General features: G+C 60.3%; 19 protein-coding genes. 11 read left to right on the top strand and 8 right to left on the bottom strand.

Going from position 1 to position 20392, the window contains the following annotated elements; genetic code table 11:
- The first annotated feature begins 79 nt into the window (after positions 1-79).
- The 3 genes from P8014_RS14600 to relA are packed head-to-tail and all read left to right on the top strand — an operon-like array spanning position 80 to position 5447.
- A complete protein-coding gene (locus P8014_RS14600) occupies positions 80-760 on the top strand; it encodes an ABC transporter ATP-binding protein (RefSeq protein WP_337818064.1) in 681 nt (226 codons plus the stop codon).
- Entirely contained in the window at positions 757-3264 is a 2508-nt protein-coding gene (locus P8014_RS14595) for an FtsX-like permease family protein (protein WP_337818063.1), read from the top strand. The genes P8014_RS14600 and P8014_RS14595 overlap by 4 nt, the downstream gene beginning before the upstream one ends.
- A gap of 29 nt (positions 3265-3293) precedes the next feature.
- Complete coding sequence (gene relA, locus P8014_RS14590; protein ID WP_337818062.1) at positions 3294-5447, top strand: GTP diphosphokinase; 2154 nt, start codon at positions 3294-3296, stop codon at positions 5445-5447.
- Between the two features lie 100 nt (positions 5448-5547).
- Here the strand turns inward: relA and P8014_RS14585 are convergent, their stop codons facing one another.
- From P8014_RS14585 to P8014_RS14565, 5 genes are all read right to left on the bottom strand, one after another.
- Positions 5548-5769 carry a hypothetical protein gene (locus tag P8014_RS14585; RefSeq protein ID WP_337818061.1) on the bottom strand — a complete coding sequence of 74 codons (222 nt, stop codon included), beginning with the start codon at positions 5767-5769 and terminating at the stop codon, positions 5548-5550.
- Positions 5750-6088: a hypothetical protein gene (locus P8014_RS14580; RefSeq protein WP_337818060.1), complete on the bottom strand. Its 339-nt coding sequence runs from the start codon at positions 6086-6088 to the stop codon at positions 5750-5752. The genes P8014_RS14585 and P8014_RS14580 overlap by 20 nt, the downstream gene beginning before the upstream one ends.
- Before the next feature lie 591 nt (positions 6089-6679).
- Positions 6680-8167, bottom strand: a complete 1488-nt coding sequence (locus P8014_RS14575) for an SLC13 family permease (RefSeq protein WP_337818059.1) — start codon at positions 8165-8167, stop codon at positions 6680-6682.
- Between the two features lie 67 nt (positions 8168-8234).
- Positions 8235-9125 carry a LysR family transcriptional regulator gene (locus P8014_RS14570; RefSeq protein WP_337818058.1) on the bottom strand — a complete coding sequence of 297 codons (891 nt, stop codon included), beginning with the start codon at positions 9123-9125 and terminating at the stop codon, positions 8235-8237.
- A 34-nt stretch (positions 9126-9159) separates the two neighbouring features.
- Positions 9160-10002, bottom strand: a complete 843-nt coding sequence (locus tag P8014_RS14565) for a helix-turn-helix transcriptional regulator (RefSeq protein ID WP_337818057.1) — start codon at positions 10000-10002, stop codon at positions 9160-9162.
- Positions 10003-10542: 540 nt separating this feature from the next.
- Between P8014_RS14565 and moeB the strand changes: the two genes are divergently transcribed.
- The 8 genes from moeB (at position 10543) to epsC (ending at position 18401) form a co-directional block, all read left to right on the top strand.
- Complete coding sequence (moeB, locus tag P8014_RS14560) at positions 10543-11664, top strand: molybdopterin-synthase adenylyltransferase MoeB (RefSeq protein ID WP_337818056.1); 1122 nt, start codon at positions 10543-10545, stop codon at positions 11662-11664.
- Positions 11665-11726: 62 nt separating this feature from the next.
- Positions 11727-12281, top strand: a complete 555-nt coding sequence (locus tag P8014_RS14555) for a hypothetical protein (RefSeq protein WP_337818055.1) — start codon at positions 11727-11729, stop codon at positions 12279-12281.
- Between the two features lie 34 nt (positions 12282-12315).
- A complete protein-coding gene (locus P8014_RS14550; protein WP_337818054.1) occupies positions 12316-13776 on the top strand; it encodes an adenylosuccinate lyase family protein in 1461 nt (486 codons plus the stop codon).
- A 50-nt stretch (positions 13777-13826) separates the two neighbouring features.
- Positions 13827-15032 carry a Glu/Leu/Phe/Val dehydrogenase dimerization domain-containing protein gene (locus tag P8014_RS14545; RefSeq protein WP_337818053.1) on the top strand — a complete coding sequence of 402 codons (1206 nt, stop codon included), beginning with the start codon at positions 13827-13829 and terminating at the stop codon, positions 15030-15032.
- 71 nt (positions 15033-15103) lie between these two features.
- Entirely contained in the window at positions 15104-16477 is a 1374-nt protein-coding gene (locus P8014_RS14540; RefSeq protein ID WP_337818052.1) for an adenylosuccinate lyase family protein, read from the top strand.
- 84 nt (positions 16478-16561) lie between these two features.
- Positions 16562-17014 carry a tRNA (N6-threonylcarbamoyladenosine(37)-N6)-methyltransferase TrmO gene (tsaA, locus tag P8014_RS14535; protein WP_337818051.1) on the top strand — a complete coding sequence of 151 codons (453 nt, stop codon included), beginning with the start codon at positions 16562-16564 and terminating at the stop codon, positions 17012-17014.
- Positions 17015-17049: 35 nt separating this feature from the next.
- Entirely contained in the window at positions 17050-17328 is a 279-nt protein-coding gene (locus P8014_RS14530; protein ID WP_337818050.1) for a MoaD/ThiS family protein, read from the top strand.
- 125 nt (positions 17329-17453) lie between these two features.
- Positions 17454-18401 carry a serine O-acetyltransferase EpsC gene (gene epsC, locus P8014_RS14525; protein ID WP_337818049.1) on the top strand — a complete coding sequence of 316 codons (948 nt, stop codon included), beginning with the start codon at positions 17454-17456 and terminating at the stop codon, positions 18399-18401.
- Between the two features lie 282 nt (positions 18402-18683).
- On the opposite strand, the gene P8014_RS14520 is transcribed toward epsC, so the two are convergent.
- The 3 genes from P8014_RS14520 to P8014_RS14510 all read right to left on the bottom strand — a co-directional run.
- The gene (locus P8014_RS14520) at positions 18684-19277 is read right to left on the bottom strand and encodes a suppressor of fused domain protein (protein WP_337818048.1); all 594 of its coding nucleotides are present in this window, start codon (positions 19275-19277) and stop codon (positions 18684-18686) included.
- Complete coding sequence (locus tag P8014_RS14515; protein WP_337818047.1) at positions 19274-19690, bottom strand: GH-E family nuclease; 417 nt, start codon at positions 19688-19690, stop codon at positions 19274-19276. Before P8014_RS14515 ends, P8014_RS14520 begins: the two co-directional genes overlap by 4 nt.
- Positions 19690-20392: hypothetical protein (locus P8014_RS14510; RefSeq protein WP_337818046.1), on the bottom strand; the 703-nt coding region annotated here is incomplete at its 5' end. The genes P8014_RS14515 and P8014_RS14510, both read right to left, overlap by 1 nt.

Raw genomic sequence — 20392 nt, 5'->3', positions numbered from 1 at the left:
TTCCGGCCCTGATTTCCCTGCAGTCGGACTCGCGCGGGCTCAAACCTGAGGCACGCAGGCAGCGAGCGGGGCGTCCGCGGTGAGTCAATCATCCGGACCAGTGGTAGTCAGCGCCCGCAACCTAGCCAAGTCCATCGTCGGCCCCAGCGGTGAGCTGAGCGTTCTACGCGATGTTTCACTCGAGGTCATGGCCGGCGAATCCGTGGCGATTCTCGGCGCCTCGGGCTCGGGCAAATCGACTCTGCTCGGACTGCTGGCCGGCCTCGACCGCCCGAGTTCGGGGGAAATCTCGCTGGCCGGACAGAGTCTCTCCATGCTCAACGAGGACGGCCGGGCGCGGCTGCGGGCCGGCAAGGTGGGATTCGTATTCCAATCCTTCCAACTGCTGCCGGGCCTGACCGCGCTGGAGAACGTCATGCTGCCGCTCGAACTGCTGGGACGCCCGGCCGACGAAGTCGCGCGCGACGCACTTGCACGCGTCGGACTGAGCGAACGGCTTCGTCATTATCCGCACCAACTCTCCGGTGGAGAACAGCAACGCGTGGCGATCGCGCGTGCCTTCGTCGCCCGTCCGGCCGTGCTGTTCGCCGACGAGCCGACCGGCAATCTCGACGAAAGCAGCGGAAGTCAGGTCACCGAACTGCTGTTTTCGCTCAATGCGGAGGAGGGGGCGGCCCTGGTACTAGTCACCCACGATCCGGCGCTGGCGGCGCGTTGCAACCGTCGTTACAAGCTGATCGGCGGAGCGCTGCAGCCGTGAACACGCCCACCGAGCGCGCCTCGATCTGGCCGCTTTTCCGGCGCGCGCTGCGCCGGGACCTTCGCGCAGGCTCGCTGCGGATCATCGCCCTGGCCCTGACCGTCGCGGTCGGGGCGATTTCCGCGGTCGGCCTGTTCACCGACCGGGTCGGGCTGGCCATGAACCAGCAGGCCGCGGCCTTGCTGGGCGGCGACCTGCTGGTGCGCTCAGCCGAACCACTGCCGGCAGCAATGACTCGCCAGGCCGCTGCAATCGGTCTGGAGACGACCGTCAGCCTGCGCTTTCCAAGCGTGGTCCTGCATGGCGAGCAGACACTGCTGGTCGACGTACATGCCGTGGGCAGCCGCTATCCGCTGCGCGGCGACATCCGCACTCAGAAGGCTCCCGACGGCACGGTGGAGGTGCGCAAGCACCCGCCGCCGGCGGGTACGCTGTGGCTTGACCGCAACGGCCTCGCGCGCCTGCATCTGAATGTTGGCGACGAGGTACAGCTGGGCCGCAAGCGCTTCAGGATAGGCGCCGTGCTGCGCGACGATCCCGGCCGCGGCGGCGGCCTGCTGCAGTTCGCGCCACAGGCCTTGATCGCCTCCGCGGACCTGGCAGGCAGCGGACTGATCACGGCTCAGAGCAGGGTCGGCCACACGCTGTACATGGCCGGCCCGCCGGCGGCGGTCGCGCGCATGCGTGGATGGCTGGACTCGCATCTGCCGCCGGGCGCGAGGGTCCAGGGGCTACGCGACGGCACCCCCGAAGTGCGCGCGGCGCTGGAGCGCGCGCAACGCTTCCTCGGACTCGCGGCACTGGCTGCGGTGCTGCTCGGTGGCGGAGCCATCGCCGTTGCCACGCGTGAGTTCGCACGCCGCGAGGCCGATCATGCAGCAATTATGCGCTGTCTGGGCGCGACACCACGGTTGCTTCTGCAGCTGACGCTGCTGCGCCTGCTCAGTGTCGGAGTCGCAGGCAGCCTGCTGGGCCTCGGGCTCGGCTATCTCGCCCAACGCGGCCTCGTCGCGCTGCTTGCGGGATGGTTCGGCACCGCACTGCCGCCGCCCGGCTTCGGCGCGGCGCTGGTGGGTATCGGCAGCGGCCTGCTGACGCTGGCCGGCTTCGGGCTGATACCAGTGCTGCGCATCAAGGACGTGCCACCGCTGCGCATCTTGCGTCGCGAGCTTGCACCTCCACCGCCCTCGGCCTGGCTGACCGCCGTCGCGGCAATCCTGGCGCTAGGTGCGCTGGCCTGGTGGCAAACCGGGGATGCGCGCCTGACCGGCTGGGTGCTCGGCGGGGCGGGAGCAAGCGTACTGGCGCTCTGGCTGTGTGGCTATCTGCTGGTCACACTGCTGACACGTTGGCATCCGCGGCGCGGCGGCTTCGGCATGCGTTTCGGCTTGCGCAGCCTGGCGCGGCGCCGTGAGATGGGGGCGGTACAGTTGGCCGCCGTGGGACTGGGGCTGACCTCCTTGCTACTGCTGGCGTTCGTGCGGGCAGATCTGCTCTCAAGTTGGCAGGCCAGCCTGCCGGCCGATGCACCCAACCAGTTTGCGATCAACATACAGACCGGCGAGCGCGGCGCGCTGAACAATTATTTCAAGGCGCATGATCAGGCGCCGCCCAAGCTGTATCCGATGGTCCGCGGCAGGCTGAGCAGCATCAACGGCAAACCGGTCAGCGCGCAGGACTATGCCGATCCACGCGCCAGGAACCTGGTGCGGCGGGAGTTCAACCTGACCTGGGCCGAAAGCCTGCAAAAGGGCAACAAGGTCATCGCAGGGCGTTGGTGGAACCGGGGCGGTAAGGGTTTTTCCGTGGAGGAGGGCATTGCCAAGACGTTGGGTCTCAAACTCGGCGACACGCTCGGCTTCGACGTCGCCGGCCAGCACGTCAGTGCGCGCATCGACAGCCTGCGCACCGTGCAGTGGGACAGTTTTCGACCCAACTTTTTCGTCGTCGCGCATCCCGGCCTACTCGACGGGCTGCCTGCATCTTGGATGACCAGTTTCCACCTTCCTGCGCAACGTGATGCCTTCCTCGCCGGGCTGGTGCGGAGCCTTCCGGGAATCACCCTGTTCGACGTCGACACGCTGTTGGGGCAGGTGCGGACCATCATCGAGCGCGCGGTGTGGGCCGTGCAATACGTATTCGCGTTCTCGTTGCTTGCCGGCATTGTGGTGCTGTTCGCGGCCATCGATAGCACGCGCGGCCAGCGACGGCGCGAGGCGGCGCTATTGCGTACCCTGGGCGCGTCCAATGCTCAGCTGCGGACCACGGTGACCAGTGAATTCCTGCTGCTGGGCTTGATCTCCGGCCTGCTCGCCGCAACCTTTGCCAGTGGTGTCGGCTATGTGCTCGCGACACGGGTCTTCGATCTCGTCTATCGTTTCGATCCATGGCTGTGGCTGGCCGGCTTGACGGCAGGAGGGCTGGGCGTGTTGATTGTCGGCCTGTTAGGCACACGAACCGTTCTGCGCACACCGCCGCAGGACGTGTTGCGCTCGGCGCTCTGAACCCCGTAGCGCAGGAAGGAATTCTCACGATGCCAGAAGTCGGAACACAATCCGTTTCCAACGAGGCGCCCGTCGATACGGCGGTGCTGCTGGACGAATCCTTAGCCGCCGAGCGTCTGGCAGCAATGCGTCTGGCCCTGCAGTGGCTGGACGAAGCCGGTGAACCTGAACGCCTGGAGGCAGACGGGCGCGTGGTCGCCGTGCTGCTACAGGGGATCGGCAGCGATCCCGACACGCTGCTGGCGGCCGTGCTTGCCGACGCGCGCCTGCGCGACAGTCGCCCCCTGGCGCAGATCGAGGCACACTTCGGCGCCACCATCGCCGGCCTCGTCGAACGCATCAACTGGCTAAACACCTTCCGCGAGAGCCAGGAGGAGTTCGTCCGCCCGCCGGAACAGGCCGAGCACGTACGTCGCATGCTGCTCGCCATGGCCGAGGACGTGCGCGCCGTGCTGGTGCAGCTCGCCTACCGCGTCGAACGGCTGCGCAAGCTGGGGGCGGAAAGCTACGAGAAGCGCCGCTTCTTCGCCCGCGAAACCCTTGAAATCTATGCCCCGCTGGCCAACCGGCTCGGCATAGGCCAACTCAAGTGGACGCTCGAAGACTTATCCTTCCGCTACCTCGAGCCGCAAGAATACAAGCGCCTAGCCAAGAGCCTCGAAGAACGGCGCGAGGAACGCGAACGCTACGTGCAGTCATTCGTCGAGGAGCTGCGCACAGCGCTGGAGAACGAAGGGTTCGCCGCCGAAGTCTACGGCCGTCCCAAACACATCTACAGCATCATGAAGAAAATGCGCCGCAAGCACCTGGCGCTGGAGGACCTGTACGACCTCCGCGCAGTGCGCGTGCTGGTCGACAAGGTCAGTACCTGCTACGCGGTACTCGGCGTGGTGCACGCGCTGTGGCCGCATATCCCCAAGGAATTCGACGACTACATCGCCAACCCCAAGGAAAACGGCTATCAATCGCTGCACACGGCCGTTGTCGGTCCCGGCGGCAAGGCCGTCGAGGTACAGATCCGCACCCACGACATGCATGCCTTCGCGGAACAGGGCGTGGCCGCGCACTGGCGCTACAAGGAAGGCGGGCGCCAGGACCAGACCCTGGAGCGCGTCATCCACTCACTGCGTCAATTGCTGGACCACCGCGACGACGACGAGGAATTGCTCGAAGGCTTTCACACCGAACTGTTCGGCGATCGCGTGTTTGCCTTCACGCCGCGTGGCGACGTGCTCGATCTGCCGCGCGGCTCCACGCCGCTCGACTTTGCCTACATGGTGCATACCGAGGTCGGCCATCGCTGCCGTGGCGCCAAGGTCAACGGGCGCATCGTGCCGCTGACCTACGAGCTGAAGTCCGGGGAGCAGGTCGAGGTGCTCACAGCCAAGGAGGGCAACCCCAGCCGCGACTGGATGAACCCCAACACCGGCTATCTACACACTTCCAACGCACGCTCCAAGGTGCGTCACTGGTTCACACAGCAGGATCGCGACCGCAATCTCGCCGAGGGGCGCGCGATTCTCGAACGCGAGGCGCAGCGACTCGGCGTCGGCGCTCCCGACATGGATGGCCTGGCGCGCCGCTTTCATGCGCAGACCCACGAGGAGCTGCTGCTCTCGATCGGCCGCGGCGACGTGCGTCCCGGACAGCTGGCCGCCGCCCTGCAGCCGGCTCAGGAAACTCCCGAGCTGCCGATCAGCGCGCCTCGCAAACCCCAGACGACGGGCAAGAACGGGCAGGACAGCGTTCGCGTACAGGGTGTCGGAAACCTGCTGGTACAGTTCGCCAACTGTTGCAAACCCGTCTCCGGTGATCCGATCGTGGGGTATATCACCAAGGGCGAGGGCGTGACGGTACACCGCAGCGATTGCCCCAATATCCTAAATATGCCGGACGAACAGCGCCGCCGTCTGGTAGAGGTCGACTGGGGCGAGCGTCCGCAGAGCTATCCGGTCGACATCCACATCGAGGCTTTCGACCGCCAGGGCTTGCTGCGCGATATCACTAACACGCTCACCAACGAAAAGATCAACGTGCTGGCGGTGAACACGCGTACCAACCGCGACGACCAGAGCGTGAACATGGACCTGGAAATCGAGATCGTGGACCTGACCCAGTTGGGGCGCGTGCTCGACCGACTCAGCCAATTGCCCAACGTGCTCGGCGCCGAACGCCGGCGCTGATCAGCGCCGGCTGCGCAGCCAGTTCTGCAGGACCGACGGCTACATCGGCGCCGCGATGCCGTAGCCCTGCGGCAGCATCTCGGAATCGTCGGCCAGAAGCCTACGCAAGCCTTCGTCCTCGACATGCGTGAAGACGGGCAGGTTTGCCCAGGGCGCGGAAGGCGGCGTCTTTGCGCAAAGCGTTGCCGGGATCATGCAGCAGAGCACAGGTGTCGAATTTGACCCACTCCAGCGGCAATTGCACCAGCACGTTCAGGACCAGACTCTCGAAATCGACATCCAGAGCCCAGCCCACCCCGATCTCACAGCCGGCTTCGATCATGGCGCTGACACGCGTCGTTCAAAACCGGCTGCCCAGCCGGCATATGGGCCTGAAAGCCATCGACATAGCCGTTCATGCGAAATCGATTACATCTCAAATCGGAGACGCACATATTGTAGGTCTTCCCATGCAGGTATGCATGGGGATCGAGGCGCAACAGGTGCCCGTGCAAACGGAAAACGCGTCGCGCATAGAAACGGATGCCCTCGAACACGCCGTCGCCGTAAAGCAATCCGTGGTCGAAGATGGAGACATTCGCCTCGGTGGCTGCGACGAATAGACCATTCAGCCAACAGGCCGGTGGATCGATCTCAGGCATGAAGCGCGTCCTCCGTGACGGCCTGGAAAACCCGACGGCCCCGCGGTGCGTCGTCGATACCGGGTCTCTGTACTAAAAAACGGCGTATAAAAACGATTCTTTGTTGAGCCAATGTGCATTGAGACTGTAACAACGGCGTCTTGCCGTCGGCAGATGCAGCTCGGGGAGATTCACGGGAATGTTGGCCTTGACTGTTGAGAGTGTCCGGCCGCTTCGATGCGATGCGGGTCGTCTGTGCACATGCCGATCAGAAGCCGGTTGCGATGCGCATCGGCGTAGCGGCCTTGCACGCGCCGACGTCGAGATCGCGGCGTCGGAGAGGGCGCGGACAGGAAGGACGTGCACATGCGCTAAGTGCAAATGTCGCCGCCGTGAGCTTTTTTGGCAAACGCAGAGGTGTGTCGCACGCGTATGGCTATCTTCGCCGAAATGCTTGGCCCCCGACGTTTCGTCCCGCTGCTCCCATGGCCTTGGCGCAGCGCCGATATAACTTCTGAGCAACGTCGGACGCATGGTTCCCGTGCGCGCGGCCTTTGCGCGGGTGAAACCATGCCTTCTGCGCCCGCCGCAGGGAGCGTTGGCCTGCCTACGTTAGCGGATCAGGCCGAGCACCCACCACCACAAATAGTCCAAAGGCCACAGCAAGACGATCGTGATGACAGCCGTCATCAGGCACATACGTACCACCTGTCTGTACGTCAGTGCACTGGTCTGAACGGCGACGATCAATGGCGGTGCTTGATAGGGCAGCAGAACGGTGGAGAAGCCGATCACCTGGGTCATGGCGACGGTCTGTGGTAGCCAACCGGTGGCATGGCTCAGCGACGTAATCATCGGTGTCATGATGGCAGGAACGGCGGGAAGGGTAACCACCAGGCCGATCAGGGCAGACAAGGCGGAAAGGAGGCCGAAGGTGTGCGTCGGTGCGGTGGTAGATAACGGTAGGGCGTCGAGAACCCATTTGGCGATCAGGGTGCCGAGGCCACTGTGGTCGGCCACGACGCCCATGCTGACGATGCCTGCGACATAGAACACCGGCTCGAAACCCAGGGAACGGAATGGTTTTGGAGCGAGCAGTCCACTGCCCGGGAACAGGCATACGAGCGCTACCAGCATGCCCACCCAGGCGGCCGAGATGCCGAGCCAGGAATCGGTGGCCCACATGACCACTGCCGCCAGCAGCAACAAAGTCAAGTGCCGTTCACTTCGGGTAACCGGGCGGCGTTCCAGCGATTCCTCATGCCGTTTCTGGGTTGGGCGATCGCGATAGAGCAGGATCAGCAGGGCGATGAGGAACAAGGTCTTGACCAGTCCAAGCACGGGAAAGTGGAGCAGCAGATAACCGTCGTAGGTCGGCGTTTTACCGAGCACCGTTTGCACGGTACCGACGAAGACATTGTTCGGCACGTTGGCGGGAAGGACGGCGAAGGCGGGGAGATAGGTACCGAAGACGCCAGCCATAAGGATACCCAATTGTCCCTTGCTGCCCTCGGCATAGCCGAGGCGGTCGGCCAGCGCCTGGAGGATCGGGAGCATCAGCACCACGCGACCCATGGCCGACGGCATCACGAACATCATGCCGACCCCGAACAGGACCACGCCCAGAATGGTTCTGACCGATGAACCTTCGATCATCGGTGCCAGGCGTTCCGCCAAACGATCCTCCAGGCCGGTGTGGCGTATGGCGGCGCTGATCACTACCCCGGAAAGCACCAGCCACGTGGCGTCGGAGGTAAAGCCGCTCAGGACGTCGCTGGCCGGCGCGATTCCGGCGACCATACAGAAGGTGAAAAAGACGAAGGCGGTCAACCATTCCGGCAGCCACCCTGTCGCCCATAAACCGATAGCGAACAGGATGACGACGGCTGCCTTAAACGTCTGGCCGTCGATCGGAGGCCAGACAAGAAGCGCGCAGACCACGGCAATAGCGATCAGAACCAGGATGTGCTTGACCGGTAGTTCGATGTGCGCAGGCAGCCAACGGCCGCCGGATTCAGCGTTGGACAGAGGCTCGGTGGACATCGGTTCGTTCCTCCCGGATGCAATCAAAGGGCTGAGTGCACTCTCGTCGATTTTCACGGAAGGGACAATTCATGAATTTCGGGGGAGCCTTCGGAATCCCCGAAGTCTTCGGTTGTCGTTGCCTTTATTCCTCCTGGGTTTCCCAGGTTGTACGTATGATGGCGGCAATGGCCGATAGTAACGGTGCGGTGGGGCGTCCGGACGCGTAGGCGAAACCGAGACAGGCGTCTCCAACGTAGTCCTCCAGCCTGAAAAAGTCGTCCTGAACGGGGGAGGATGGGGCCGGATCGTTCTCGTGTACGAACCCGATGCCGACGCCTTTCTCGATTAACTCCCTGGTGATGTTCTCGTTGGCGACGCAAACGACATGACTGGGGCGAATCCGATGTCTGTCCAGGATTTCTCCTGCGACATGATGGCAAATCGTGCCTGGTACGGGGAGCACCCAGGGGAGGTCCGTAATGGGTTCGACGCCGTGAATTCGTGCTGCCCATGCTGCCGGGGCGGCTGCCCGCACGCGGAAATTGCGGAGTTCAAGCAGCGTGAGATCCGGCATGTTCGACGAGCATGCGGTGATGGCGTAGCCTCCGTCGAGATGCCCTTTGACAATGTCTTCGAGAATTTGCGGAGACGGCAGGGTGCGGAAGGTGAGTGCGATACCAGGATAGTCACGAGCCTGGGCTTCGAGCAATCGCTCAAGACGCAGCGATCTAAGGTTGGGGGGGATGCCGAGAACGATGTCTCCCTGCATCTCCTTGCCGATTCTGGTCGCTTCGCTGAGGAGGTCGTCGCGAATGGCGAGCAGATGCTCCGCATGAATCAATATCCGCCGGCCGGCTTCGGTCGGCACCATCCCGCGCGCCTGACGCTCGAACAGGCTGAAGCCGAAGCTTTCCTCCAACGTTTTGACGTGCCCGCTCAAGGTCGGCTGCGATAAAAACAACCGATCCGCGGCCCGGGCGATACTGCCCGAACGCGCGATGGCGACGATGGTGCGCAGTTGATGAATGTCCATGACGATCCGGCTACGGATTGGGCAGTTCCGGTATCTACTCGACCATCCTGGGGAGGCGGTCGTATCGGCCTCGCAGAGCGAATTCCGAGGGTAGCTGGCCGATGATTTTCCGGAACACGGTCGCAAAGGCACTCTGGCTAGCATACCCCAAGTCCATGGATACGGTCAGGACGGATTGTCCATCGCTGAGCCGAGGCAGCGCTTCCATCATCCGTAACCGCTGGCGCCATTGCCGGAAGGTGAGGCCGGTTTCCTGAATGAACAGACGGGCCAGAGTACGCGTACTCGAATTGGTGAAGTCGGCCCAGTCTTCCAGACTGCGGTTATCGTCCGGGTGTTCGATCATGAACGACAGAATAGGCCGCAGCCGGCGGTCGTCCGAAGTTGGCAAATGGAGGTTTGCCATGTCGTCGGCCAGCCGAATCTGATCGGTGATCGCCAACATGATCCGCAGATGCTCGGTCACCTGTTGGTATGACGTAGGCAGGGTCAGACCGAAGGTAAGCAGCTCACGCAGCAGGGGCGGCACATTCAGAACTTTGCACGCGCTGGGCAGCCCTTCAATTTCTTCGGTTCGCACGTAGACGTTATGGACGTCAAGGTCATCGAGGGCCTCAACCTGATGGACGACGCCGGGAGGAATCCACATTGCCTGTTGCGGTGAGCCGACCCAGATCCGCCCTACGGTGCGCACGCGAAAACGCCCCTGAATGGGATAGATAAGTTGCCCTTTCCTATGGTTGTGCGGCGTCCCGTGAAGACCTTTGGATAAGCGGTTTGGTAGCAGAAGAACAGGACAATCGGCATCTTCGATCGTGGTGAGTCGGTCCGTGCTCGGCGTTTCCGCTGGCACCTGATTTTTGACGTGGCCTGGCATGTTCGCGCGCTACCCACTATCCGGGAATGACTGTGATTACCATCGCTCAACGGGCTCTGTTATCAGGCGATGGACAATCGGGAAATCAGTTCGCTTTTTCTAACGCGCGTCAGCCGCGTGATGCACTTCTGTTGCGCGTTGCTGTTTCTATAATCGATGAATCGCTGCCCTAGCAATCACGCTTGTGTTACAGGGCGATCACCATTCTTGCGCTGTGTGCGGAACGTTGTAAGGCCATCGAGAACGTCCTGACGCAGGCCGAGGAACCAGAGGCCCTTGTTTCAATAAGGCTCTCTTTTAAGATTTGTCATGGATGCCGGTGCCGGTATCCCCACTCCACGATGATTCCGCCGTCCCAGCGCAACCCGACGGGATTCCCTGTTCGGAATTTCCGCGTCCAGTCAGTTTTATGTGGGCATAAATAAGCAGGGCGTCACTTTCACGGGACAAAATGGCGCGTTTGAGAGAGACGGCATCTCATGAACTGACAAAAATAGACGCATCGTTAACTTCCGGTCTTTTTTCAGGAGGCCATGCGTCATGCGAATGAGCGATTCCCAATATTATCGTTATGGGCGCCATTTGGTTTTGCCCGAGATCGGCGTAGCAGGGCAGGAGAAACTACTTGATGCGAAGGTCGTTCTCATCGGCAACGGCGGTCTCGGTTCGCCCTGCGCGATGTATCTGGCGGCAGCGGGGGTGGGAACCATAGGTCTGATGGATTTCGACGTCGTCGACATTTCCAATCTGCAGCGACAGGTACTGTATCAGACCGACCAGGTAGGCAAGCCGAAGGCCGCAATGGCAGCCCATCGCCTGAAGGCGCTCAATCCCGATACGCGAGTGGTGACGTATGAGGAAGCGCTGACGTCCCAGAATGCGATGGACATATTCGCCGACTACGACATTGTCGTCGACTGCACCGACAATTTCGCTACGCGCTATCTAGTCAACGATGCCTGTGTGCTGTCTGGCAAGCCCGATGTCTACGGCAGTGTTTTTCGCTTCGACGGCCAGGCAACGGTATTCGGGATGCCTGACGGTCCCTGCTATCGCTGCTTGTTCCCCGTGCCGCCTCAGCCTGGCGAGGTTGTGACCTGTTCCGAAGGCGGCGTTTTCGGCGTTCTTCCCGGTCTGATCGGCGTGGTTCAAGCCACCGAGGTCGTCAAGCTGATTACCGGTATGGGCGAGGGGCTGGTGAACCGCCTACTGCTGCTCGACGCTACGTCGATGCGCTGGCGGGAAATCAACGTCGAGCGTAACCCTGATTGTCCGATCTGTGGTCAGCATCGGACGATCCACGAACTGATGGACTACCGCAGTTTCTGCGGGATGAAGCCAAACGGTGCATCGGTCGCTTCCATTTCCGCCGCCAGTCTGCTCGAGCGTATGAACAACGGTTGGGACGGCGTCGTCGTTGATGTCCGAGAACCGTTCGAGCGGGACCGGGACGGTTTTATCGGCGGTTCGAGACTCATTCCCGTCAACGAGCTGGTTGACCGTTTTCACGAACTCGAAGACGCCCGCGGTCGCGAAATCGTCGTTTACTGCCAGAACGGCGTCTGCAGTATCAACGGCGCAAAAATTCTACAGACCCGCGGCTTCGAGGTTGCCTTGCTCGATAAGGGGTTCGGCGACTGGCTCGCTGTCACGACCCCATGACCGCCATGTCCAACCCATCTAACGTCCTTCACGCCAAGCAGACAGGTCAGGAGACGAAGCCCATGGTTACTTTGCAAGGTCAAGACGTCGATCGCGTCGTGATGACCGGTGGCGCACACAAGGATCTGCTGGATCACTGCCTTCGGAAGTTGGAAGAACGGTATCAGGAAGGCGAGACTCCGGAGCCCAAAGCCTATGGGCTGATCGGCGGTACGGTGGAAAACGGCACGCTGACCGTCAGTCAGATCGCGCCGCTACGCCGCAATGCCCGGCTGACCGAGCCGCATCGCAGTTTCATGGACGACATCCTTAATCGTTATGCAGTAGCGTCGGTGACGCCCCTGGAACGGCGCGGATGGGTTGCCGATCCCAGGGAGTCGCGCCGGATTCTCACCGATTTCGATCAGCAGCAGCTCGAACTGGTCGGCACCTACCACATGCATCGTGTGTCGTGGAAAGGGGATTCACTGCGCGATATGCCGACCGAACTGGACACTGTGCTAGCCGAGGACACCGACCTGTTGATGTTCATCATCTCGGTCGTCGATCCGAGCAGTCCTATCGTTCGTGCCTTCTACGAGGGTGACTGCGCCGCAGAAATTCCGCTTACCGCCTAAGCAGCAGCGATCCCGACTAGGGGAGGGCAGGACCATGCACGTCATATCAGACTCCACGGGTATCCCATCGATGGGGCATGGACACATCGTCGGCCAGATTGCCGATTCGCAGTTTTTCGGCAACGGATACAGTACCCCGGAAACACGCTGGATATTTTCCGATCTCAGACGTTTGCAACGCTGGCTGGACGTCGAGGTCGCGCTGGCTCAGACACAGTCGGAGATCGGCATGATTCCCGAGGAAGTGGGCGACATCCTGGCGTCCACGGCTCGGATCGAGCGGCTCGATCTGGATGCCATCGGCGACGATATTGCCTCTTCCGGCCACTCGCTGGTTCCTCTCCTCCGTGCATGGCAGAAGACGTTGCCGCCAACGGCAGCCCAATACGTGCATTTCGGGGCAACGACGCAGGACATACAAGATACCGCCCAGTCCCTGGAGATTGCCGAATCCCTGGATCTGATCGAACGGGACCTGCTGGCGGTCGTCGTCGAACTGGCACGTCTCGCCGAAGAAAACCGCGATACGGTCACGATTGGTCGTAGCCATGGACAGCACGCGCTGCCGACCACGATGGGGCTGAAGTTCGCCATCTGGCTCGACGAGACGCTACGTAATCTTGAACGTCTGCGGGTGTGTCGACGCACCGTCTGTGTGGCCCAGTTGTTCGGCGGTGTCGGAACCATGGCGGCATTCGGCCGCTTCGGCGTCGATCTTCTGGAGCGATTCGCGGGCCGTCTCGGTCTGCGCGCGCCCGATGTGGCCTGGCATACCGCGCGTGATCGGGTGGCCGAGTTTCTGTCCACGCTGGCTCTGGTCAGCGGCGGGCTGGCCAATATCGGCAACGAAATAGTCCAGTTGGCAAAGACCGATGTGGGCGAACTGGCGGAGCCGTTCGAACTCGGCAACATCGGCAGTTCTACCATGCCGCATAAGCGCAATCCGGAACTGAGCGAGCGCGTGGTGGTGCTGGCCAGGCTGGTCAAGCAGACGGCGAGTCTCGGCTTCGAGGCCCTGTGCAACGAGCATGAGCGCGACTATCGGGCGGTCCGTCTGGAATGGGTCGCGATCGCCGACGCCGTCTTGCATACCGCCGCAGCGCTCGAGCTGATGAAGAAGATTCTGAGCGGGCTGGTCGTGAATTATGAACGAATCGCCGCCAACGTCGAAGAGGCTGCCCAGAATATCTGCTCCGAGGCGCTCATGTTCCAACTTGGTTCCCGCCTGGGCAAAAGTGCGGCGTATCAAGTGGTCTACGACGCCGTCTTCCTAGGGCGGGAGGCCAACGGTTCGCTGGTCGACCGGCTTCTGGAGGATATGCGGGTAGCAGGCCATTTCGACCGCGATGCACTGATCGACACGGTGACGCCGGCCAATCACCTGGGGAGCGCCGGACGCCTGATCGAGGGCGTCGTCAAGCGGGCGAGGGATGTTCTCACCAGTGCGTCGTCGGTCGGCGCCGATACCCTGGATGCCGCTAGAGCGAAAGCCTAGTTCGCTCGACTTCCAGCAGAAATCCCCCCAAATTCATGGAGAAATCCGTTATGTCGAACGCAGATCTTTCAGTCATGGAAATCGCGACCCTGCCCGACGCCGATCCAGCAGTCGTCATCGAGTACACCGACCCTCAGGAGGGATTCAAGGGTTGGCTGGTCATTGATGGGGTCGACCACGACCTATGCGCCGGAGGACTGCGGGTGCAGAAGACGCTGACGGCGGATGCCCTCAAAGGGATGGCGCGCAACATGAGTCGCAAAATGCGTGTTTGGGGAATGCCGATCAATGGAGCGAAGTCGGGAATTGCCTACGATCCGCTGGCCCCCGGCAAAGATGCCGCGGTGGCTCTTTTCATGAAGGCGATCAAGCCGTACCTGATGACATCGTATTCGATGGGGGCCGATCTCAACACTCAGATGGATACCCTTGAGAGACTGGCGCACGAAATCGGAGTGCCTTCGATCAAGATGGCTATTGCCAATGCCCAGAACTTGAGTTTGGAGGAATACGAGAGCCGCTATGCGCTGCTCGGACAGCGGACGCACGGCGATTGGACGCTGGGTTCGCTGCGGGCAGGTTGGGGGGTAGGCACGGCAGCCCTGGCGCTGCTGGATAACCTGGGGCTTCCACGCAATGAAGCGACCGCTGCGGTTCAGGGCTTCGGAACCCTGGCCAAGGCGAGCATCGTCGCTCTACTCGAGGCCGGCGTGCGCATTGTTGCCGTGGCCGATGTGGAAAAATGCCTGATAGACCGTTCCGGTCGCGGGCTGGATATGCAGGTTTTGCTGCGCACGCACGGCACGCTGCTACCCGACCCAGAGAGCAGTACCGACGTTGAGGTGACTCCGCGCGAAACCGTTCTCGAAACGGCGTGCGACGTTCTGCTTCTGGAAGCCGTGGAAAATACCGTGACCGCTGCAAACGTGGAGCGGATACACGCCAAAGGCGTCGTACCCGGCGCCAATCTGGCGGTCGCGGACGAGGCGGTCCGGGTGCTTCATTTGCGCAACATCCCGACGCTGCCGTGCTTCGTCGCCGGCAGCGGGGGATCGGTGGCTATGAACGGGTTGTTTGGCCCAGCTGCCGAGCCGAGCGCTGCGCAGGTTCTGGATTTCATCAAGACGTCCATGGATGACATGGTGGCCCATCTCCTGTCCGCATCGCGCGAGCAAGGCATCACGCCGACCGAAGTCGCATTGCATCTGGTCGAGCAGGGCGCCGCAGCCGACCGCTCCAAGCCATACGCGGCTTGACACGGACGCGCTTGGCCGGGGAGTTTCTCCCCGGCCATCCGATCGCCTACTAATCCACCCGCGAGGACGAGATGGCAGTTCATCCCATAGACTTCGAACTTCAGGCGGACGCCTATTCGACGCCCGAATTGCGTGCGATTTTCGACGAACGAGCCAGGTTGTCCCATTGGTTGCGGTTCGAAGCCGCACTGGCCGAGACACAAGGCGAGCTTGGCGTCATTCCGCAAGCCTCTGCCGCCTGCATCGTCGAGACTGCCGCGGTGGAACGGCTCGATCTCGATGCGATCCGAAAGGGTTACCAGATCAGCCGCAATTCGGTCATTCCGGTCCTGAAAGCGTTGCGCATCGCTTGCGGATCGGAGCACGGCGAGTTCGTCCACCATGGCGCCACCACCCAAGACGTGGTCGATACCGGTCTCATGTTGGAACTGCGCGATGCGCTGGCCGTCGTCACTCGCGATCTGCGGTCGGTGGAAACCGGGCTGTTGGCGCTCGCCGAGCGCCATCGCGCCACACCGATGATCGGACGCAGTCACGGGCAGCAGGCGATTCCCATCACTTTCGGGATGAAAGCGGCCATCTGGCTGGCCGAAATACGGCGGCATATCGAACGGCTGAAACGGGTTGCCAGCGATGCCTTATTCGGACAGTTCGGCGGTGCCGTCGGGACCCTTGCGGCCCTGGCGGAGCGTGGCCCCCAAGTCAAACAGCGCCTGATGAGCAAACTGGGCTTGAACCATTCCCTGCAACCCTGGCACACCGCGCGCGACAACGTCGCCGAAATCTGTTCCGTCCTGACCATGGCGACCGTCTCGCAGGCCAAGATAGCCAATGAAGTCTTCGAACTGGGGCGGACCGAGTTCGGCGAGCTTCGCGAGCCGGGAGGTATACCTGGGGCGATGAGCAGTTCGACCATGCCGCACAAACGCAATCCCGTCCTCTGTCAGCGGATCGTGGTCCTGGCATCGCACGTGCGGTCGCTGCTGTCGGTGGTCATGGAAGCCATGTTGCAGCAGAACGAGCGCGATCCCCGCGCATTGTGGTCGGAATGGTTGGCCGTACCTCAAATTGCAGTCTATGCCGGAACGGCGACGACCTATCTCGACCAAGTGGTCAATGGGCTCGAAGTGTTTCCCGAGGACATGCTGCGCAATCTCAACCTGCACGGCGATCTCGTTGCTTCCGAATGGCTGATGTTCCGATTGGCCGGCAAGATCGGAAAGGTCAAGGCTCAGAAAGTACTCCACCGTGCGGGCGAGGTCGCGGCAGAAAAGCGCCTGAGCCTCGTTGAAATTCTCCGCGCGGATTCCGAGATCGGTTCGGTTTTGAACGACGACGATTTGACCGTGGCGCTGCAGCCGGAACTGTACTCGGGGATGGCGGCCAGCATTGTCGATGTCACGTTGGGAGCGGTGCGGTCCGCACGGGCCACCGAAAGCGCGTAACGCCAGGTTCATTGTGGCGCGGTTGCGCTACCCAGACTTTGGCGAGCCGTACCCACTGCTGTTTTTTCAATATGGGGAAAAGCGATGAATGCGAGCAACGACGTCGGTCTCTACACGGTGCAGCCGATTGGACGGATTCACACGATCTACAGAACTCTGGATGACTGTCCCAAGAACAGCCGGTTCTGTACCGAAACCTGCTCCGTCGAGATATTTCCGGCCTTTGCCGAAGCATTGGGCCATATCGAAAGCGCCTCGCATCTGATCGTCATGTACTGGCTTGACCGGGCCGATCGTTCGATTCTCTCCAGGCCGGCCACTCTCGACGGCATAGTTCGAGGGGCATTCGCTACCCGCTCACCCATGCGGCCCAATCCTATCGGACTGAGCATCGTTCCGCTTTTCGAACGCAAGGGTCACGTGCTCAGCACCGGCGGCTTCGATTGTCTCGATGGAACCCCCCTCGTCGACATCAAACCCTATCTCTGCTCCAACGATTGTTTTCCCTCCGCAGTCGTAGCCTGGAATAAATCCTGACGCATTTACTAATTTAACAAACAAGGAGTTATGTCATGAAAGTCTCAGTTTCCTATATGTCGCAACTCAAAAAGGCCGCCGGAACTTCGCGCGAGATCGTCGAGGTCGACACTGGAACCACCGTCGAAGATTTTCTTCTACGGACGCTGTGCACGCGTTCCGCCGATATGGCGCGAGCGATTCTGGAGGAGAACGGCAAGCTACGCTCGATCCTCCTAGTGTTCGTTGGCGACCGCCAAGCCGATCTGCAGGCGCCGACACCTCTGAAGGAGGGGGACGAAGTGACCCTGATGATGCCGATCGCCGGCGGCTGACACGCAACCGCGTAGAGGCGAAGTTGCGTCGATAGGTAGCGCAGAGAGACGCCGCCGCGTGCATCCGAATCCTGAAGTGGCGGTGTTTAGAAGAATCTGTACAGTATCCGATTGGGGGGACTGGGATGATGCACAGCATGTTGCAGGACGGTGGGCAGGAACTTGATCGCATCAGAGGCGAGATACTGGCGACATACCTCGGAGATGGCGCGACCAACCACTTGGATGGCAAGAATCTGCCTTCGCAGGCAGAAGTCATTGATCTGATCAACCGTATCCTGCGCTTGATGTTTCCCGGATTCTACGATGGGGACGACAACATCCACCGCGGCAATATGAAATCGTGGTGCGGCTATCTTCTCGACCGTGTCCACCAAGGGCTGACGAAGCAGGTGGCCCGTAGCCTGTGCATCGGCTGCATAGGCGGTGAAATGCAAAAGACTATAGTCCGGGCCGAGCGCGTTTCCCTGGACTTCTTGTCCAACCTGCCGCGCGTGCGGCGCCTACTCATCAAGGACATCAAGGCCGCCTATGTGGGCGACCCCGCAGCAGCCAGTATCGAGGAGGTAATCCTTGCCTATCCATCGATCCAGGCGATCGCGCTTTATCGTCTGGCCCATGAGCTGTATTTGCGCGACGTTCCTCTGATTCCACGCCTTATTTCCGAATATGCACATATGCGTTTCGGGATCGATATCCATCCGGGAGCAGCCATCGGCGAGTCCGTTTTCGTCGATCACGGAACCGGGGTAGTAATCGGTGAGACGTGCGAAATCGGCAACAATGTCAAGATATATCAAATGGTCACCCTTGGTGCATTGTCGTTCAACAAGGATGCCGAAGGACGTCTGATCAAGGGCCGGATGATAAAGCGTCATCCGACCATCGAGGATGACGTCGTCCTTTATGCGGGTTGCACCATCCTTGGAGGGGATACCAACATCGGCCAGGGGTCCATTATCGGCGGCAACGTTTGGGTAACGAACTCGGTGCCTGCCAATACAGTCATCACTTTTGATGCCGAGAAGGCCGAATATCGCCGTTTTGTACGTAGAGAGTGGTCATTTGCATAAATCGCTAACTGATCACTAGCCTGATTCTCATTAGAATCAGTAAGTTGATTGACCTGATGTCGCTCATGCCGCAGGATTCCCCTAGCTTAGGTTGGGAGATTCGGCTGCAGGCTGTATTCCACTACCCAGGCTCGATCAGGCCGGATTCTCGATTCATACACCGATTAAGATCAGAGTCATGGAGGGGTGTTTGGTGGTAACAGTAGAGACATCAATCGAAAAGTAACTTTATAAAGCAAAGAGATCGATGGGTCTCTTTGCTTTAGTGGACAGTTTACAAGCTCATACTATTGAGACTCTATTCAAATCGTAAATATCAATATTATTTTCAACAAAAAGATCCTCTAGCTTTTCAGGTCCATGAGTCTCTGCAAACGTGCTTTCAGCCTTTGAGATGGGGATGGCAAGCAACCATGCAACCTTATGGTCTCCAATTAATTCTGATTCCAATCTATCCTCCCAAAGAAAAGGATGAGTAAAATAAATATCGCTCATGGTATCTGACTTTCCATACATGGATACCACATCTGGAAAAATTATACCCGGCGCACAAAACCAGCCAGAATTAATAACGCAAAACGCAAGTGTTGCCATAACGTTTGCAAATTCATGGAATGCAGATCCGCAAACTCCAACAAGCTCAACTCGCGCATCAAATTCCTTTCCTTTGAACATTAAAGGCTGCTCAGACAATCCAATGGTTGCATATGATGTAACACCGTGCTGAGGACTGTTTTTCGCTTCAAGAATATAAATTCCATTTTCTTTTTTATCATCCCAGAAACGCGCAATCGGCGGCTTATCCATATCAAAAGCCAACGCTGTACGTTTAGCAATTTCCTTTTGATAGCTAGTTACTGATGTCATCTTTTTCATTCCCAGAAATCATGAGTTGCATCTTCACCACGGTGGCTTCTATTGGAAGACGGCAGTTCAGGGCGATACCTTTTTGGATCGTTCATTTTATCAAGAAATTCCTTTCTTGATATATGCTCCCGTTCATTCAGCCACCGGCTTATTGTATTATCTCGTTCTTTCCAATATTCCATGCCTGGTCGATGGCCCATATCCCGGGCTTCTTCTTTGTTCATTACTGCGCCACTTAGCGGGTCCCTAACCAAACCAGTCTCGCTATCGACTGCATCACCCCATACTTCATCTCTAACACCTTTTCTGAAGCCAGAGTTTCTAGCATAGGTTTTCGCATCCAGCACATCACCTTCTGGAGAGATATAAAAACGAGTATTTGGGTTTAGCGGATTTACTTCAACAGGAGCAGATTCTGTCACTAGTCCGCCGGTATTATTTGGACCTCTAGCCTCAGCCGTCTTCTCCGGATGCACGTTCGGCTGTTCCGGCACGCGTGCGTAGGTCGGCGGTGTTTTGCTGACCCCTTCGGGCAGGGCACGCCGAGCGGATTGTTCGGCATGGCGGCCATGCGCACCGGTTCGTGCTGGATCGGCTCGACGTGTCCGACGGGTACGCCCGCGTACGCCAGATGCTCCTCCTTGGGCAGGGTTTGTTCGAGCAGCTTGGCCAGGCGGGCATCGAGGTCGGCCAGTGCCTTGGGGATCTCGCCGACCGCCTTGGTCTGAACCGCGTAGAACTCCCGTTCAAGGCGGTTGAGTTTGGCGATCATGTCCTCGACGCCCGAGACCCAGGTGTAGCCCCGCAGTTCCTCGATCAGCTTGCGGATGAGCGAGCGCATCTTGGCGATGAACGTGCCGACGTACTGCACCAATGCACTGCCATACTTGGCAAACTTGATGTCCTTGAGCACGGCCATGACGTCGCCCTTGACGAAGCGGCGCATGAACCCGACGACCTCGGCGAGCATGTAGCCGCCTTTTTCGATGAGCATCAGGGCCACTGCGCGCAAGGCAGCGCCGGCCTCCGAGCCTGCGATGCCGCCGACAACAGCGCCCACGCCGGCGGCGGCCGCACCGACCGCTGCGGCCAGGACAGGCAGCACCAGCGGGATGGCGCAGGCG

The sequence above is a fragment of the Acidihalobacter sp. genome (assembly GCF_037381185.1).
GTDB lineage: Bacteria > Pseudomonadota > Gammaproteobacteria > DSM-5130 > Acidihalobacteraceae > Acidihalobacter_A.
The sequence above is the reverse complement of the archived record's forward strand: the minus strand, read 5'-3'. Positions and strand labels throughout refer to the sequence as shown.

Excerpts from the sequence above, each read along its gene's own strand:
- P8014_RS14585 (WP_337818061.1), bottom strand. The coding sequence starts at position 5,769 with ATGATCGAAGCCGGCTGTGAGATCGGGGTGGGCTGGGCTCTGGATGTC.
- tsaA (WP_337818051.1), top strand. The coding sequence starts at position 16,562 with ATGAATGCGAGCAACGACGTCGGTCTCTACACGGTGCAGCCGATTGGA.
- P8014_RS14580 (WP_337818060.1), bottom strand. The coding sequence starts at position 6,088 with ATGCCTGAGATCGATCCACCGGCCTGTTGGCTGAATGGTCTATTCGTC.
- moeB (WP_337818056.1), top strand. The coding sequence starts at position 10,543 with ATGCGAATGAGCGATTCCCAATATTATCGTTATGGGCGCCATTTGGTT.
- P8014_RS14520 (WP_337818048.1), bottom strand. The coding sequence starts at position 19,277 with ATGAAAAAGATGACATCAGTAACTAGCTATCAAAAGGAAATTGCTAAA.
- P8014_RS14530 (WP_337818050.1), top strand. The coding sequence starts at position 17,050 with ATGAAAGTCTCAGTTTCCTATATGTCGCAACTCAAAAAGGCCGCCGGA.
- P8014_RS14565 (WP_337818057.1), bottom strand. The coding sequence starts at position 10,002 with ATGCCAGGCCACGTCAAAAATCAGGTGCCAGCGGAAACGCCGAGCACG.
- P8014_RS14550 (WP_337818054.1), top strand. The coding sequence starts at position 12,316 with ATGCACGTCATATCAGACTCCACGGGTATCCCATCGATGGGGCATGGA.
- P8014_RS14540 (WP_337818052.1), top strand. The coding sequence starts at position 15,104 with ATGGCAGTTCATCCCATAGACTTCGAACTTCAGGCGGACGCCTATTCG.
- P8014_RS14545 (WP_337818053.1), top strand. The coding sequence starts at position 13,827 with ATGTCGAACGCAGATCTTTCAGTCATGGAAATCGCGACCCTGCCCGAC.
- epsC (WP_337818049.1), top strand. The coding sequence starts at position 17,454 with ATGATGCACAGCATGTTGCAGGACGGTGGGCAGGAACTTGATCGCATC.
- relA (WP_337818062.1), top strand. The coding sequence starts at position 3,294 with ATGCCAGAAGTCGGAACACAATCCGTTTCCAACGAGGCGCCCGTCGAT.
- P8014_RS14555 (WP_337818055.1), top strand. The coding sequence starts at position 11,727 with ATGGTTACTTTGCAAGGTCAAGACGTCGATCGCGTCGTGATGACCGGT.
- P8014_RS14570 (WP_337818058.1), bottom strand. The coding sequence starts at position 9,125 with ATGGACATTCATCAACTGCGCACCATCGTCGCCATCGCGCGTTCGGGC.